The sequence below is a fragment of the Filifactor sp. genome, assembly GCF_057248345.1.
Map to the genome: position 1 here is coordinate 18,637 of NZ_DBHIIC010000013.1, position 16,249 is coordinate 34,885.

General features: G+C 36.8%; 16 protein-coding genes. 15 read left to right on the forward strand and 1 reads right to left on the reverse strand.

Annotated features, from left to right (window positions below):
* Nucleotides 1-10: 10 nt before the first annotated feature.
* Nucleotides 11-253 carry a hypothetical protein gene (locus ACO5GE_RS04025; RefSeq protein ID WP_484829646.1) on the reverse strand — a complete coding sequence of 81 codons (243 nt, stop codon included), beginning with the start codon at nucleotides 251-253 and terminating at the stop codon, nucleotides 11-13.
* A 226-nt stretch (nucleotides 254-479) separates the two neighbouring features.
* Here ACO5GE_RS04025 and ACO5GE_RS04030 point away from each other — a divergent pair, with 226 nt between their 5' ends.
* The 15 genes from ACO5GE_RS04030 to ACO5GE_RS04100 all read left to right on the forward strand — a co-directional run.
* Nucleotides 480-668 (forward strand): hypothetical protein, encoded by a 189-nt coding sequence (locus ACO5GE_RS04030; protein ID WP_484829647.1) that lies wholly within the window; start codon nucleotides 480-482, stop codon nucleotides 666-668.
* Nucleotides 669-896: 228 nt separating this feature from the next.
* A complete protein-coding gene (locus ACO5GE_RS04035) occupies nucleotides 897-1,232 on the forward strand; it encodes a hypothetical protein (RefSeq protein WP_484829648.1) in 336 nt (111 codons plus the stop codon).
* 120 nt (nucleotides 1,233-1,352) lie between these two features.
* Entirely contained in the window at nucleotides 1,353-2,750 is a 1,398-nt protein-coding gene (locus ACO5GE_RS04040) for a terminase large subunit domain-containing protein (RefSeq protein ID WP_484829649.1), read from the forward strand.
* A gap of 12 nt (nucleotides 2,751-2,762) precedes the next feature.
* The gene (locus ACO5GE_RS04045) at nucleotides 2,763-3,011 is read left to right on the forward strand and encodes a hypothetical protein (protein WP_484829650.1); all 249 of its coding nucleotides are present in this window, start codon (nucleotides 2,763-2,765) and stop codon (nucleotides 3,009-3,011) included.
* Nucleotides 3,001-4,626: a portal protein gene (locus ACO5GE_RS04050; protein ID WP_484829651.1), complete on the forward strand. Its 1,626-nt coding sequence runs from the start codon at nucleotides 3,001-3,003 to the stop codon at nucleotides 4,624-4,626. Before ACO5GE_RS04045 ends, ACO5GE_RS04050 begins: the two co-directional genes overlap by 11 nt.
* Nucleotides 4,616-4,840, forward strand: coding sequence for a hypothetical protein (locus tag ACO5GE_RS04055; protein ID WP_484829652.1), 225 nt, complete (start codon nucleotides 4,616-4,618; stop codon nucleotides 4,838-4,840). Before ACO5GE_RS04050 ends, ACO5GE_RS04055 begins: the two co-directional genes overlap by 11 nt.
* 4 nt (nucleotides 4,841-4,844) lie before the next feature.
* Nucleotides 4,845-5,669: a hypothetical protein gene (locus tag ACO5GE_RS04060; protein ID WP_484829653.1), complete on the forward strand. Its 825-nt coding sequence runs from the start codon at nucleotides 4,845-4,847 to the stop codon at nucleotides 5,667-5,669.
* Nucleotides 5,670-5,740: 71 nt separating this feature from the next.
* Nucleotides 5,741-6,790, forward strand: a complete 1,050-nt coding sequence (locus tag ACO5GE_RS04065) for an FN3 associated domain-containing protein (RefSeq protein WP_484829654.1) — start codon at nucleotides 5,741-5,743, stop codon at nucleotides 6,788-6,790.
* Nucleotides 6,791-6,847: 57 nt separating this feature from the next.
* On the forward strand, nucleotides 6,848-7,219 hold the full coding sequence (locus tag ACO5GE_RS04070; protein WP_484829655.1) for a hypothetical protein: 372 nt from the start codon (nucleotides 6,848-6,850) through the stop codon (nucleotides 7,217-7,219).
* 12 nt (nucleotides 7,220-7,231) lie between these two features.
* On the forward strand, nucleotides 7,232-9,154 hold the full coding sequence (locus ACO5GE_RS04075) for a hypothetical protein (RefSeq protein WP_484829656.1): 1,923 nt from the start codon (nucleotides 7,232-7,234) through the stop codon (nucleotides 9,152-9,154).
* A 12-nt stretch (nucleotides 9,155-9,166) separates the two neighbouring features.
* Nucleotides 9,167-10,327: a hypothetical protein gene (locus tag ACO5GE_RS04080; RefSeq protein ID WP_484829657.1), complete on the forward strand. Its 1,161-nt coding sequence runs from the start codon at nucleotides 9,167-9,169 to the stop codon at nucleotides 10,325-10,327.
* Entirely contained in the window at nucleotides 10,327-10,812 is a 486-nt protein-coding gene (locus ACO5GE_RS04085; RefSeq protein WP_484829658.1) for a hypothetical protein, read from the forward strand. The genes ACO5GE_RS04080 and ACO5GE_RS04085 overlap by 1 nt, the downstream gene beginning before the upstream one ends.
* A gap of 10 nt (nucleotides 10,813-10,822) precedes the next feature.
* On the forward strand, nucleotides 10,823-11,422 hold the full coding sequence (locus tag ACO5GE_RS04090; protein WP_484829659.1) for a hypothetical protein: 600 nt from the start codon (nucleotides 10,823-10,825) through the stop codon (nucleotides 11,420-11,422).
* Nucleotides 11,423-11,467: 45 nt separating this feature from the next.
* Nucleotides 11,468-13,552, forward strand: coding sequence for a hypothetical protein (locus ACO5GE_RS04095; RefSeq protein ID WP_484829660.1), 2,085 nt, complete (start codon nucleotides 11,468-11,470; stop codon nucleotides 13,550-13,552).
* Between the two features lie 11 nt (nucleotides 13,553-13,563).
* A partial coding sequence (locus ACO5GE_RS04100; RefSeq protein ID WP_484829661.1) for a hypothetical protein occupies nucleotides 13,564-16,249 on the forward strand: 2,686 nt, incomplete at its 3' end.

Sequence of the window (16,249 nt, forward strand, 5' to 3'; positions counted from 1 at the left end):
CTCCTTTTCCTTAAGCTACTATTTGCGGTGCACTTGGGCAACAATCAAAATCTATAACCTCATACTCTAAATAACTATTTGTAATCTTCTTTCTTTCTACTTTTTCGCTCTGTGTCAAACTGCGCTCGGTGTACTTAAAAAAAATATTTTTTTCTGTTCTTTTCACAACTTCTATCTCTACATAAGGTCTTGCCGTGCCGGACTCTACGCTGTCGGTGTCCATATAAATTTTGCCTACTTCAAACTTTTTCATCTTTCATCTCTCCTTTTTCCCTCTGTGGGGGAACTTTTTGCAAGGCGTGTATCGCTTGCTTGTGAGTACAGTATATCGGCGCGAACCGATAATGTCAATACTTTTTTCAAAAAAAATTTCAAACAAACTTGAAACAGTTGGAATCTCAACGAAAAATATTCGAAAATTTTTTGAGGTTGAAAAAATCGGTACGATGTGCTATAGTCTTATAAAGAGGAGGGATAGCATGGGCACATCTGCAACAAGGGCTAACGCACGCTATAAAGAAAAGATGTACGAGCGTGTTTATTTGCAAGTAAAAAAAGGACAAAAGGACAGACTAAAAGAATTCGCCGAAAGTGTTGGAATGTCAGTCAATTCATTTGTTTTATCGGCAGTAGAAGAAAAGATAAACCGGTTGGATAAAAAGGATTGATTTATCATAAGAAAACGATTTTTTCAATGTGTATAGTAAATTATAGTTAATAGTATGGTATAATACAAGAGTACAAGAGTAATCTTTTTGATTGCTCTTTTTTTATGCAAAAAAAAGGGGGATAAGATGGCAAAAAGAAAGTCGGATCAGTGGATCACGGAAGAGGGACTAATCCAGCTGGAGGCGTGGGCAAGATTAGGGCTATCAGATGTGCAGATTGCTCATAATATGAACGTGGTGTCATCAACGTATTATGACTATTTGCAACGGTTTCCGACGATTTCGGAGGCAATAAAAAGGGGGAAGGCTGTAGCAGATTATGAGGTCGAGAATGCTCTATACAAGTCAGCAACAGGGTTTGAGTATGATGAGGTTACGTATGAGATTGACAGAGAAACTGGTAAACAGATTGAAATCAAGCGTGTTACAAAGACTATGCCACCATCCAACACGGCTCAAATATTCTGGCTATGCAACCGCAAACCATTGGAATGGAGACAAAAACAACAAGTTGAAGTGGCACAGGAAAAGCCTTTTGACGTCAATATCAAGGTGATAGAGTAGAGATAATGATAAAGTTTTAACAATATGATGAAATGATATGAAAAGATTGAAATCAGTGTGATAGAAAAAGATTTATATTTTTAGTTAGTCTCAATCTCTTACAGGAGTAAGACAAAAAGAATGGCAATAATTGATAATGATTTAACAATGACTGTACTTCTACAGTCTTTTTTATGTGAAAAAGGAGTGATGATAATAGATTTACAAATAACAAAAAAACAACAATCTTTTATCAAGTCATCAGCAGATGAGACACTTTTCGGCGGTGCAGCTGGCGGTGGCAAAAGTTATGGTCAGATAGTAGATTCTTTACTATTTGCTCTAAAATATCCAAAAAGTAAGCAGCTTATACTCCGCAGGACATTTCCGGAGCTAAAAAGATCTCTTATCTTGACATCACAGGAGCTTTTTCCTAAAGACATAGGACAATACAAAGAGACTACCAAGAAATGGCAGTTTATCAATGGTTCTACTATAGAATTTGGTTATTGTGAGAGTGAATCGGATGTTACACAGTATCAATCGGCAGAGTATGATTGCATAAGGTTTGACGAGTTAACACACTTTACAGAGTATCAATATATTTATATGTTATCAAGACTAAGAGGAGCGAATAACTTCCCAAAGCAAGTAAAGAGCAGTACAAACCCTGGCGGTGTAGGTCATGCGTGGGTAAAAAAGAGATTTATTGACACGATAGCACCTGAAGAGATCTACACAGACGAGACAGGACGTACAAGGTTATTTATCCCCTCAAAGGTACAAGATAACCGCTTTTTGATGGACAGTGACCCTGACTATCTAAAACGTCTTGAATCACTTCCTGAGGCAGAGAAAAAAGCCTTGTTATTAGGTGATTGGAACATCTTTGAGGGACAGTATTTTGATGAGTTTGAAAAGAATATTCACGTTGTGAAACCGTTTTCCTTGCCTGATTATTGGCGACGTTATAGAGTGCTGGACTATGGTCTTGATATGCTGGCGTGCTACTGGGTAGCAGTGGATGAGCAGAGCAGACCTTATGTATACAAAGAGTTGTATCAGTCTGACCTTATCATATCAGAGGCGGCGAAAAAGATACTTGAGATGACAGATGAGGATATCTTTTGTACATTTGCACCGCCTGACCTTTGGAATCGAAGGCAAGACACAGGGAAGAGTGCAAGAGACATCTTTGCGGAAAATGGTGTCCCTCTTGTAATTGCAAAGAATGACAGAGTCGCTGGTTGGTTGTCGGTGAAAGAATATCTAAAACCTTGTATTGATGAGGTTGGAACAGTTTCAAGCAGATTGAAGATATTTGATACTTGCGTTAATTTGATTAGGTGCTTGCCTGCACTTTTAAGAGATAAAAAAAATCCGTCCGATGTGGCAAAAGAACCGCACGAACTGACACACGCTCCTGACGCATTGAGATACTTCTGCATGAGTTACACTTTACCCGCAGAAAAGAAAAGGGAAGAGGACTACAGAACATACGAAGATGAGACACAAGATTTTATCACTTATGGTATGTAAGGAGGTGAAAAGATGGATAAAGTGTTATCAGGAATGATTGTTGTTAATTTTGCAGTATTTTGGTTCTTTTTAGGTGTTTTATTATCAAACAATGCAATTACATTACTTAACGGGAAAATACGAAAAGAAAACGTTTTTCTTGAATCAAGCGATAAAAAAAGTGTTGATGATGTGCTGACAAGGAAAGAAAGAAAAAAGCTGGAGCAGTTGGACGAATTGCTTAATTATCAGCTGAAAGGTGGTGGATCAGATGGAGATTAAAAAGACAGCAGAGAGTATATGGCAAGAGTACCAAAAAAATATTGAGTACAAACAATCTATCGACCTTTACGATAATGTCAAAAAAGCAAGTGACTTTTATCACGATAAGCACTGGGAAGGATTAAACGCTCCTGATTTAGATAAACCCGTATTTAATGTCTTAAAACCTGCCGTTAATTATTATGTGTCAATGCTTGTGTCTGATGACATAGGAGTATCTCTTGAACTGATGGACGATGTAGAGGGAGATGAAAGCCAATTTTATCAAAACATTTTGTCTAAAGTCCTTGAAAATGCTATGGAAATGAACAAGTATAAAGCACTATCAAGAGAGTTTTTAAAAGATTGTGCAATTGCCGGGGATTGTGCAATGTATTTTTATTTTGACAACAATGCTATCGGCAAAAATGGCAAAAATGGTGTGATTATGTGTGAGATTGTAGACAATGTGGATTTGCACTTTGCCGATGTTACCAAACACAGTATCAGTGACCAGTCATATGTCATAGTATCATCAAGGCGATTGTTGGAAGAGGTCAAGGAAGAAGCAAAGAACAACGGATTTGGCGATTTTGAGAACATAGAATCCGATGACGGAGAAAGTTTGACGGAAGCAGATAACATAGCCTCTACTGTAGCAAAGTATTGTACTGTACTCACGAAGTTTTATATCGAAACCAAAACAGAAGAGGTTATAGATGACCAAACTGGAGTATTACAGACAAAGACTAAAAGAACAGTAAAATGCATTAAAACAACGAAAAACTATGTTATTCAAGGCGAAATTGATTTGGGGATATCTATCTACCCTATCGCACGCATGGTGTGGGAAAAACAAAAAAAATCAATGCACGGCGTAAGTCCTGTGGTTGGGAAGATACCGAATCAGATATTTATAAACAAAATCTATGCTATGGCGATGCTTTACCAAAAACAAAATGCTTTCCCTAAAATATTCTATGACGAAACCAAAATTCCATATTTCAGCAACAAGATAGGACAAGCTATTGCAGTGCAAGGAGATCCTAACCAAGCTGTTTATTCGGGATGGAAAGCGCCTGATTTGTCAGCACAAGTAACACAGTTAGCAGATAAGACCACAGAAAAGACAAAGGACGCACTAGGTATCTATGACGCCGCTCTTGGTAATGTCAAACCCGACAACACCTCAGCAATCATAGCGGTGCAAAAGTCCGCTTCTCAACCGCTCGAGTTGCAAAAAATGGACTATTACCAATTTGTTGAAGATTGTGTAAGGATTTTGATAGAGTTTGTCGCTGAATATTATGGTGAAAGAAGAATCAAGATTGAAGAAGGGGACTATCAAGAGATTAGTTATTTTGATTTCTCGCAGTTTAAGGATTTGAATATGTCTTTGACTGTGGAAGTAGGAGCAGCGTCCTATTGGGATGAACTGACGCAAGTACAGACATTAGATAACCTAATGACACAAAATATCATTCCTGACGCATTAACATACCTTGAAATGGTACCTGATGGCTATGTCAAGAATAAACAAAAGATTATCGATAGAATCAAGGAATCAGAACAGAAACAAGCAGAACAACCGCAAGAACCGATTGAACCGCAAGAGGGGGGAGAATATGCTATGTAGAAAATGTGAATGTGAAATGTCTGTCCTTGACGAACAAACAGAGTTTTGCAGAAATCCTCGGTGCAGTGAGTATCTAAAACATACGAACGCAGAGGGATACAGACATTGTGAATGTGGTAACGAACTGTACAAAGTAATTGGTAATGAACCACAAACTACAGATGATGAGGTTGTTTGTAGTGTATGTGGAAGAAAAATAAGTGTAAAGGAGTAAGGTTATGGATGAAGTAACACAAGATATAGTACAAAGTGAAACAGAACAACAAGATGTAGTACAAGATGATGTATTTGATTTAGATAAAGAGATTGATGATTTCATGGGGGATGAAGATGATTTTTTTGATGATGATTCTGATGATAATTCTGATGATGTGCTGGGAGTAGAAGAATCACAAGACACTGAGATTCCATCATATAAGCTATCTGACGGAACAGAGTTGCAAGAAACAGAGATTACCGGAATGATTTCCGCATTAACAGAGTTTGCACAAGGCAATATTCCTGATGAGATTTTAGGAAATGTGCCTGAAATCAGAATGCTTAGAGATTTAGCAAGTCAAAACGGCATGGATTCTATCCAATATTTGATGAGCATAGCACAAGAAACAAGAGCAACGCAAGAACAAGCATTAGCACAAGAGTTTATCGAACAAGGGATTGAACCTCAAATGGCATTAAGATACGCAAGAATTGAGTTGCAAAACAGAGAATTTCAAACAAGAGAACAACAAAACTACCAAAGACAACAAGAGGAGCAAAGACAACATCAAGAGAGGGTAAGAGGATGGGAAGTATTACAAGAAAAATACCCCGAATTTAGCGAAAAATATACCGAATTTGAGGACTTCCCACAAGAAATGGTAAAAGGTTTAGAGGATGGACTTTCACCGATAGAAGCCTATCAAAACTTTCTAATCGGTGAACAAAAGAGACAAACAAAACAGAATATGTTACAGACAAAGAATCGACAAAGAACGGTAGGAAGTGTGAGAGGTGTCGGAAACAACATTGACAATGACGCATTCTTACAAGGTTTTATGTAATTTAAGGTATACGCAGGCGAAAGCCTGTTTTTTTTATACAAATTTTTAATTTTAGAAAGGAGTGTTGCACAATGGGAGTTATCCATTTGCACGAAAAGTACGAAAAACAAATCATTACGCAATATACTCACGAAAGTTTTATTGCGGGTAAGGTGTCAAAAGAATATTCTTTTGAGGGAGTGAGAGGAATTATTATCACTACACCTGTGACGGTACCTCTAAACGATTACAAGAGAAGCGGTTTGCAAAGATACGGGAACACAACGGAATTAGGAGACCGTACACAAGCATTGCAAATGAGACAAGACAAAGGATTCTCTGTATCTATCGACAAAGGTAACCAATCAGACCAACAATACATCAAGCAAGCGGGAAGAATGATGAAATTGCAACAAGCAGAACAAGTTGTGCCAATGATTGACAAGTACGCATTGAGCGAATTTGCCAACAATGCTGGACAAGTCAAAGCAGTGACTGCTCCATCAAAGGCAAACATCGTAAATCAATTGTTTGATATGGAAACTGCATTTACTAATTCGTTGATTCCTTTAGGGGATAGATTCTTGTATATTGGGGGTACTATCTACAACCATATCAGAATGTCTCCTGAATTCTTAGGAGTTGACGCATTGGCAAAAGAAGACTTGACACGTGGTGTAGTTGGGATGATTGCCGGATTCAAAGCAGTTGTAATTCCTGATTCCTATATGCCGGCTAATGCACACTACATCGGTTGCCATAAGCGTTCTGTTATCCAACCTACAAAGATTCATGACGCAAAGATTCACACTGACGCTCCTGGAATTAGCGGTGCATTGTTGGAAGGACGTTATTACTTTGACGCGTTTGTATTGGGAGAAAGAGCAAACGGAGTGTATGTAGCAACAGACGCTTCTAAAAAGACTGCTAACCCTACAATTGCTATTGCTTCCAACGAAGCGACTATCACTGGAACTGGTGTAGTAATGTATACTATTGATGGTTCAGACCCAAGATATAGTAAAGACGCTCAAATTTACACAACAAAAGTGAAGTCATTGCCACAAGGTGCAGTTGTTAAAGCTGTAGCGAAAGAGAATGACAAATTTGCTTCTGACGTTGTAACACAAGTTAACCCTTAATGCTTTATCGGTGTGCAACTTATGGTTGCATACCACCTACATAGAAAGGGGGATACTATGAAAGTAAGTGAATTATTTAACATAACAATAGCTTTAATGAATGAAAGCAAAGACAACTCCACTCCTTACAAAGAATTTACAATAGGAATGGTAAACAATCTGTTAATGGATTTATTTGATATGGAAAACGCAATCAGAAAACATAATCAAAAAGAGTTATTAGAATCAGTGCCGTTTGTAACAAGTGAAGATGACGAAATCCAATATGATACTGAACTTTGTTATAACGTGTTGCCGTGGGGAATGGGAAGACAATACTTTTTAGGTGATGATGAATACTCAAAAGCGACATTTTGGGATAGTCAATATGCAGTAAATAAAGACAAGTACAACAAAGCAAATTATGTCGATGTTGTAAGTTATTATTAAAAGAGGTGTGTTATGGGAGTAAAAGCACGAAAGGATGGATTTCGTTTCGGAAGTCCTCCATCAGTGAAAAAATTGGATATTGAAAAATTCAAAGGTGTTGACTTCTCAAACAATCCTGTACAAGTGGACTTATCAAGAAGTCCTGATTGTATAAATATGATTTCCGACTTAACGGGATTTCCTGTAAAAAGATATGGTTATTGCAAGGTGTCGGAATTTCCGACTGGTTCGGTTCATGGGATCTACAAGCTTGTAACAACGGGAGTAAAGAAATTCATAGTACACCACGGAAACAAACTATATGAAATGGATTCTTTAACGGGAACAAAAAAAGAAATCTACACCGATATGAACAATGAACCCTCTACAGGCGTTCAATTTAACGGGAAAATATATATTTTGGACGGCAAAACCTTTTTGGTGTATGGAAACTTCGGAACAAAAGAAAGTCCGAAATTTGAGTGTAAAAAAGTATCAGAAACCGCAAAGATACCAAAGACGATTATATCAAGAAGTCCTACAGGTGGTGGACAGATGTATGAAGAAGTCAATATGTTATCTGCCAAAAGAACAAATAGTTTTTTAGGAACACAATCTGATAAGGAGTATTTATTGGATTTTCAAAAACTGGACACCGAAAAGGTAACCGCTAAAGTGTTGCAGTCTGATGGTACATGGAAAGATTTGAAAGAAGATACCGATTTTACAGTTGAAAGAGAAAAAGGAAAAGTTACTTTTAAGGCTGCTCCCGGGAAAAGTCCGATAGACGGAAGAGACAATGTTGAAATTACTGGAGCAAAGACGAATCAAGAATACCTCGATAAACTGAACAAATGTACTATTATGACAATTTACACCTATCGGACTGGAGATTGGTTATTTTTATCGGGAAATGCTCAACATCCTAATTTAGACTGGCATAGTAACGTAAATGACGCAACCTATTTTTCTGACTTGTCTTATCAGAAAGTAGGACAGGAAAATTCTGATATTATGTCATATATGAAAGTCGGAACTGGACTTGCTATCATGAAATCGGACAACAATCAAGATTATACAGTTTATATCAGAAGTGCCGATTTTACGGAAAAAGGTAATATGATTTTTCCTCTCACACAGGGGATTGTCGGGGTAGGTGCAATCAGTAAGAGAGCAACGGCAAGTTTGAGAGATGATTCATTATTTTTAGCAAAAGACGGAGTAACGGCAGTTGCTACTCGTGATGTATTAGGTGAGAGGTTTGCACAAAACCGAAGTTACTATATCAATCAAAAGTTGTTAAAGGAAAAGGATTTGAAAAATGCAATCGCAACAGAACACGATGGCTGTTATTATCTTGCTATCAATAATCATGTTTATATTGCTGACGGTAGACAAGGATTCAAGGGATACAATCCTTATGCACAGAACAACGAATCATTTCAATATGAATGGTACTATTGGGAGAATGTACCCGTAAATTGTTGGTTTGAAGATGAAAAGGATTTATATTTCGGTACTGTAGATGGGAAGATATATAAATTCTACAATGACAACGATACCGAAAGGAGCAAATATCTTGATGATGACGAACCTATCAATGCTTATTGGACAACTCCATTTTTGGATTTTGGAGATATTACACGATACAAGACATTAAAAGGATTGTGGGTAATGTTGAATCCTTATTTAAGGTCTTCTTGTGATATTTTTTATAGAGCAAAAGGAAGGATGAAAAAGGTTAAAAGTGCGTATCTTGATATTTTTTCTTTTGAAAATATTGATTTTGAAAGGTTTTCATTCAATACGGATGACGCTCCTTTGGTAGTTCCAACTAACGCAAAAGAAAAGAAGTTTATGTTAATCCAATTTAAGATTCAAAATAATGAGAGTGAACCTTTTGGGATCTATAAAATGCAGACAACATATACAATAAATTCCAAATATAAGGGATAGAAAGGAGTAAAAATGGCAAAAATAAGAGATTATAAAGTACCCGATAATGCTTTAGACAGTAAAAAAGTACAGAGTTTAAGCAATTATCCGTCAAGGGATGGTATTTCGGCAACAGAACTCAAGGAGTTTTTTGACTGGCCTGAAATATTTATCAGTCAATTTTTCAATCCGTTGGTAGAATTGTTGCAAAGTGGTGCAATTAGAAGTATGGGAATTGAACCTTACAAAGATGTTACTGCTAACAATTTGTTGGATTTTCTCAAACAATTGTCTGATAAGAGGGTAGTTTTTAAGACGGAAAATGCACATTATATCAAGGTTCAGACAGATGGAAGGATTCCGTATTTGATGGTAAGTCAAGATGGTTATGACTGGGAAAGAATTGGACATCCTAATAATGACATTATGTTAAAAAGTGACTATGTAACCGGGAACAATTCTGTAAAGGTGTCTGAAACATCAAAAAACAGTGAAAAATTAGGTGGACAATTGCCGTCATACTATGAAACCAAAGAGGACGGAAACTCAACAAGAACGGCAATGGTTGAACTTACAGGACGAATAAATCAAGTATCAATCGATTTATCAAATAAACTTGGGAAAACAGAAACGGCAGTAAACAGTAATAAATTAGGTGGTGTTCCCGCAGACCAATATGCAAGAAAGGATGACATAGAAAATTCAGGTGGTGGAGATATGCTATCAAGCAAATATGATTCTAACAAAGACGGAATCGTAAACAAAGCTGATATAGCAATAACTGCTGAATCGGTACAATGGGATAATGTTGAAAACAAACCGACAGACCTTGCGACAAATAAGACAGTAGAAACCATGGTAGAGCCTATTGGTGGTCGATTATCCGTTGTTGAAGGTAAGGTGAATTCACTGCAGACAAATTCAGATAAGCCGTTTGATTTTGATAATATTTTAAACAAAAAATATCATAAAATACAAACATATTTCCCTTCTTCTGATGAAATAAGCGAAACTATTTACAATAATAGAAATAACAAGCGAGTCGCAAATAGAACAACTCGTTTTTTACCAAATGGTAATATTAGAAAAGATGTTATTTTATACGGAGATAATGGTATTTCTGTTTTAGAAACCATTACAAGTATAACGGAATTTAAATCAGATGGTAGAACGATAGAGGAGGTAATTAGCTAATGGGATGGGCAGAGATCAAAAAGGCGATTAACAGTAATTTGTCAAAACCTTTAGATGTTTTAATCGGTGAAGCAACGGATTATTTAAATTCAAACATCAGAAAGGTGCAGGCAGAGGTTGAAAAAAGTTGTAAATATCACACTGTTTTTAGGGATACTGGAGTTTTACAAGTAGATGGAAATGGCCTGACCGAAAAGACATTTCGTTATAGTGGTTCACACGGCGAGATAATGCTATTGGGATTTAAGAGAGTTGGATTATATGACTTGTCTAAAATCGAATTCAAATTGGATGGTGTTAGGATAGACCTTGAGAGCTTATCTTTATTTGTAAATGGGAGTTTTAATTTATATGAAGACCCCCCGAAAATCTATAACATTTCTATCCCGTTGGAGTTTAAGAACTCGATTGAAATAAGATTACCGAGCTATCAAACAGATAGTAAGTATAAATATATCAGATGTTTATTTAAAACAGAAAAATAGGAGGACTATTATGAAATATTTAATTAGAACGGACGAAAGAGGTTATTTGGTAGACTTCACAAGTGTAGACGAAGAATATAAATACTTTTATCAAGAGATTGAACCTCTACCACGAAAAGAGGGATTTTCCGTTGAAACTTATTGGGATGACACGGACAAGAAATTGAAACAGAAGTATATGGAGATTCCGAAATCAGAAGAAGAGTTGACGTTAGAAGCACTGAAAGAACAGGCGCGAAAAGGCTTGGATTTGTCGAGTATGACAAATGAAGAGTTACAGAAGAATATCTATCTGTTTGGTAACTATAAACAGGATGAAGAATATGTAATCGGTGATTTGGTTAAACATTTAGGCAAGCTTTATCGTTGTAAGAAAAAGCATAAATCAAGTTATGATTTATTGCCACAGTTAAACAACGAATATTGGGAAGAAATCAATGCAAAAGGGAAAAAGGTTGAAAAACCTAAAGAAGCACCATTTTACTCTAATGATTTGACCTACAAAGTAGGAGATTTAGTGAAATATTATGGCAAGGTGTATAAATCATTAGCAAGACAATCAGGGAAGAATCCTGAAGAATCACCAGGAACATGGGAAGAACAGAAATAAAAGGGGGGATACCTCTTATTTTTTTACTAAAAAAGGAGTGATACTATGTCGAATTACTATGATAGTGAGGTAAAAAGGGCACAAAAAGCATGGCAAGACGCAAAAGCAAGAGGAGACAAACAAGGTATGTCAAACGCTCATGCTCATGCTGAAAAAATGCGACAACAGAGCCAAGCATGGCAAGCAAGTAGAGGTAATGCTGAATCCACAAAACAAGGTTGGCACTCTTCTGAAAGTCCGACAATGGGAGTAAGAAGTTCAGGAGAGAAAAGAGATTATAGTTCAAGCATTCCCGATTCAAACGGACAGATGAAGGATGTCTTTGGAAATAACTACAACAGAAGTTATACACAAGGTGCTGACGGACGGATTTATGGGGGCACAAGACGAATTGACCAAGATGGTTACAATAACTATCAAAACATCAAAAAGCAAGGGGAATTAGGCAAATATGCTTATGATAACGTGATGTATCGTGATCCGTTTGGCGAAACTTTGAAATCATTAAAGGAAAGAGGGATTGTCAATCCTAATAAAACAAGAGCCTATTCTGTTGATGTAGATAATACAGGAAGATTCAGAAGTGAACAAATCGGAGAAGAACAAGCACTTGCAACTATGCAGAACTTGAGAAGTCAAGGATATTCAGAAGAACAGATACAAAGAATGGTTCGTCCTACTAATGGATATTTGGATGGATACAATCTAAAAGACAGTAACACCATTTCAAAGTATGTAAATCAACGGAATCACGCAGATAACGAACGATACAGAAGTTATCATCAAAGTTCCGGAGATTGGAACAATCCGTATGTTGACAAGGTGTATGATGAAGCGTACAAACAAGGATATCCAAAACCGTCAACAGACAGAGAATGGTCGATTGATGATTATGTAGAACCAACGGATTTATCGAAGTACAAAAGAGAAACGCCAACTCCTATTACACCATCAGAAAAGGGTACAAATTCTAATTATTCTAATTATGCTCCTAATCAATTGGATAATCAAAGAAAATATTTACAATCTCTAATTGACACAGGCAATGCCGGGCAACAAAAATGGGCAAGAACGGAACTTCAAAAACTGTTATCTCAAAATGCACCATCTCAAGGCAATAATTTTGGTTATGGTTCAAACCAATCAGGTAGCACAGAAAATCAAACAGGTACAAATTACAATCCGTTTGACGGAGGACAAAACATTCCGTCTTTACAAAGCTATATGGATGGTTTGAACTTCCCTGAACAAACAAACAATTTGGAGTATTTCAAAGAGGCGGCAAACCAAATGAACATAGCTAACAGAGCTGCAACAGATAGCGCAGTAGCAAGACTTGAAGCAACAAGAACACCACTGGAACAAAGTTATGAGGATAATGCAAAACAAGCATATATTAGTTCTATGCTTGCAAAAAGAGATTTAGACGAACAGTTAAATGCGCAAGGTCTTAGCGGAGGAGCGACAGAATCGGCGTTGGCGAATGTGGAAACAAGCTATCAAAACGCATTGAATCAATCTAACAGAGAAAAAGCAAATGCACTGAATAAGCTTAATTCAGACATTGCACAAGCAAGGGCAACAGGAGATATGGAGCTTGCGAAAACATTAGCAAGTTACTATGAAGAAATGGCACAAGCCGGAATCCAACAAGACAACATGAAATTCAATCAAGCTATGCAAATGGCGGATATGGCAATGCGACAAAGACAATCGGACATTGATACTATGATGAATCGTCAAAACATGGCAATGGACTTAATGAAGTACAATCGTGGCAATTTTGAATCTGATAGAGAATTTGACTACAGAAAACAACAACAGGACTGGGAGAATGATTTCAACAGAGAAAAATTTGATAAACAGTTTGGTTTGAATAATGACAAATTGGATTTGTCAAGGGATAAATTTGCTTATCAACAGTCAAGAGGCGGACGAAGAGGCAGCGGCGGACGAAGAAGTGGAAGAAGAGGACGCTCAAGAGGTTCATCATCTTATGACTTTGGTTGGAGTGAAGCACCTAAACCACAACCGAAACAAGAACAGAAAAAGAATTCAATCAGTCCACAAGCATTATCAATGCTGTTGTCATTAAACAATAAAAGAACCTTCGGATGGATGCCTAAATAGGGAGTGATAGAATGAATTTTTATGAGGATTTCCAATCAAGAAAGAAAAAACAACAAGAAAAAGACAAGTTATACAAAGAGGTTATGCAGTATGTACCGTCCAAAGCAAGTATGATTGTAAGAAATGAAGTTGACAAGTCATACGGAGATAAGGAGACATATTCTCAACCTAAAAATATAAAAACAAAAGAAGTTCCTTTCCAATCACAAAAGGCGGCACAAAGTTATTCGGTAAAACAAGCACATAAAGGGATAGCGGTAGGTAAATTGCCTACTGCTGAACCTAAAACAAGGATTGAAAATACCAATCGTTTTGAAAAAAGGTTTGATAAACCTACAAGACCAACAGAACAAACATTCAGACCGCTAAATCCTAACAATGTTTATTTGAATCCTAAAATAACACCTGAAAGAATGATGAGATATGGAGTAAGACCTCAACCTTTGCCGATAAACTCTAAACCAACCGCAAACTCAAACGATGGGATAAAAGGCAAGTTTCAAAGAAATGTATTCAATCCAATGATGAACAGTATTTTTGAAACTCAAATCAATCGTGAATGGTCGAAGGAAGAAAATAGGGATAGAAAGAAGATTGCTGAACTTGAGAAAAGGAAAGGCAAGTATTATGTACCACAATCAAAAGGACTGTTACAAACTGCTATTCAAGGAGCAAGCGGACTGGGCGGACAACAGATAGAACAGTTCAGAACTGCTATTCCTTACGGGATGTCATTTGCTGGCGGCGCTTTGGCGTTAGGGCAAGCTGGACCGCAAGCAGCATTACCTGAAGAAGCGGTTACAGTTCCGACAGCTTTTGCTACGGGACTGAAAGTAGGAGTTGCAACAAGTGCATATCAATCTGAAAAAGGGGCAAGTTACCGAGAACAGATAGAAAGTGGCGTAGATCCTAAAAAAGCTTCTTATATCTCTACAGGTGTAGGTGCGGTTAATGCAGGACTTGAATTTATACAATTCGATAAATTGCTAAAAGGTTTCAAGTTTGCAAAAGCTATAAATGATGTATCTGCAATGAAACAAATAGGATTGGAAATTGCAAAAAGAACAGGAGATATCGCAAAAGAAACAGGGCAAGAAGTGTTGCAAGAGGGAGTATCTATTGCTGGAGCTAACATTGGTAAAAAATTGAGTGGGATTGAGTTGGATTCTAAAGAAGATGTTAAGAACCGATTGAAAGATACTGCCGTTTCAAGTGCGTTATCGTTCGGATTGATGGGAGTTCCTGGAACTGTAGGAAGTATCAACAATATAGCAAGAACACCGATTCAAAGTTCTACTCAATCAAATGTTAATCCTATTGTTGCTGAAAGGATGACACAGAATACAATCGTGCCGAATGAATCAAAAAAAGTACCTTCTGACGGACTTAATGTATATAGCAACACAAAACTACAATCAACGGATAAACTTGCGACCACACCGCAAAATTTAAGACAATACGAGCAATTAAACAATCAAGCTAATCAAACAATAACAGAACCTCCCGAATATGTAGCACAGATGAAACAATATCGAGCAAAAGAAGCTGAATTTAATTCATTGAAAGAGGATATGTTGAACAAGTCTATTCCGATGAAAAATCGTTCGGCATACAAGGCAATGTATGAAGATGATGACGGAAAGAAATCCTATACATTTAACAAAAATTCTGCTTGGGTAGGCGATAAAAAAGTAAACGCTTATGTGTATGAAAATCCTATTTTATCAGGCATTTATTACAAAGCGATAAATGAATTGGAATTACAAGCAGGAAACGCAATAAAAGGCAAACGAGAAAGTTGGTACGACCAATACGGAGAGTTACATTATGGGGGTACTAAGCAAAGAGCAGAAGCTGATATGAATTATATGTTGCATGATTTAGGCATGAGTTATAAAGCAATAGATGACGGATTATCACGATATCGTGAGTTTTTAGAGTTCTTGATGAGTAATTCTGACGCAAAGGTTGTAAAAGAAGCACATGACAAGTTAATAAATGCTAATGCAAAAAAGATTGAATTGGCACTTGACAATATGTTAATGGGAATGATGAAAGACAGAGAAACAGGGGAATATTACGAAGACACCTTATATAAGGAACTTAGAAATATTGCCGATGAAGGACAAGCTGATGAATGGTTTCTGTTTAACGAAAAACTACCGCAAAAACCTCTACCGAAAGTTCAAGAAACATACACTACTAAAAACGTGGATAGTTTATCTATAGATGAACAAAGAGTGTCTAACTTTGCACAAAGATTGGTTAAGTCCAACGTTGCACCGAAAGTACAGTTTATCGAAACGGATCGACCGGGAATAAACGGATATTATGAAAACGGTACAATCTTTATCAATCGAAACTCCTCTAATCCGATTGCTAATGTTTTTGCTCATGAATTTACTCATCATTTACAAGAAAGTAAAATGTATAACGATTTTAGAAACTTCACAATCAATCATGGATTGGAATATGCTTACGGACATAATGATATTGCTACTCTTATTCAAGAAAAACAATCTCAGTATGCAAATGCTGGTATCAATTTATCAGTAACGGACGCTGAAAATGAATTGATGGCGGAATATGTAGAAAAATATCTATTATCTGATGAAGAAACTATCAATGAACTTGCAAGACAGAACGAAAGTCTTTTTTATCGTATCTATGCACATATCAGAGATTCAATTAAACTGA

Bases quoted from the DNA above. Each gene is read 5' to 3' on its own strand.
- ACO5GE_RS04045 (WP_484829650.1), top strand. From the start codon at position 2,763: ATGGATAAAGTGTTATCAGGAATGATTGTTGTTAATTTTGCAGTATTT.
- ACO5GE_RS04065 (WP_484829654.1), top strand. From the start codon at position 5,741: ATGGGAGTTATCCATTTGCACGAAAAGTACGAAAAACAAATCATTACG.
- ACO5GE_RS04050 (WP_484829651.1), top strand. From the start codon at position 3,001: ATGGAGATTAAAAAGACAGCAGAGAGTATATGGCAAGAGTACCAAAAA.
- ACO5GE_RS04030 (WP_484829647.1), top strand. From the start codon at position 480: ATGGGCACATCTGCAACAAGGGCTAACGCACGCTATAAAGAAAAGATG.
- ACO5GE_RS04040 (WP_484829649.1), top strand. From the start codon at position 1,353: ATGGCAATAATTGATAATGATTTAACAATGACTGTACTTCTACAGTCT.
- ACO5GE_RS04060 (WP_484829653.1), top strand. From the start codon at position 4,845: ATGGATGAAGTAACACAAGATATAGTACAAAGTGAAACAGAACAACAA.
- ACO5GE_RS04085 (WP_484829658.1), top strand. From the start codon at position 10,327: ATGGGATGGGCAGAGATCAAAAAGGCGATTAACAGTAATTTGTCAAAA.
- ACO5GE_RS04070 (WP_484829655.1), top strand. From the start codon at position 6,848: ATGAAAGTAAGTGAATTATTTAACATAACAATAGCTTTAATGAATGAA.
- ACO5GE_RS04025 (WP_484829646.1), bottom strand. From the start codon at position 253: ATGAAAAAGTTTGAAGTAGGCAAAATTTATATGGACACCGACAGCGTA.
- ACO5GE_RS04080 (WP_484829657.1), top strand. From the start codon at position 9,167: ATGGCAAAAATAAGAGATTATAAAGTACCCGATAATGCTTTAGACAGT.
- ACO5GE_RS04095 (WP_484829660.1), top strand. From the start codon at position 11,468: ATGTCGAATTACTATGATAGTGAGGTAAAAAGGGCACAAAAAGCATGG.
- ACO5GE_RS04055 (WP_484829652.1), top strand. From the start codon at position 4,616: ATGCTATGTAGAAAATGTGAATGTGAAATGTCTGTCCTTGACGAACAA.
- ACO5GE_RS04090 (WP_484829659.1), top strand. From the start codon at position 10,823: ATGAAATATTTAATTAGAACGGACGAAAGAGGTTATTTGGTAGACTTC.
- ACO5GE_RS04075 (WP_484829656.1), top strand. From the start codon at position 7,232: ATGGGAGTAAAAGCACGAAAGGATGGATTTCGTTTCGGAAGTCCTCCA.
- ACO5GE_RS04035 (WP_484829648.1), top strand. From the start codon at position 897: ATGAACGTGGTGTCATCAACGTATTATGACTATTTGCAACGGTTTCCG.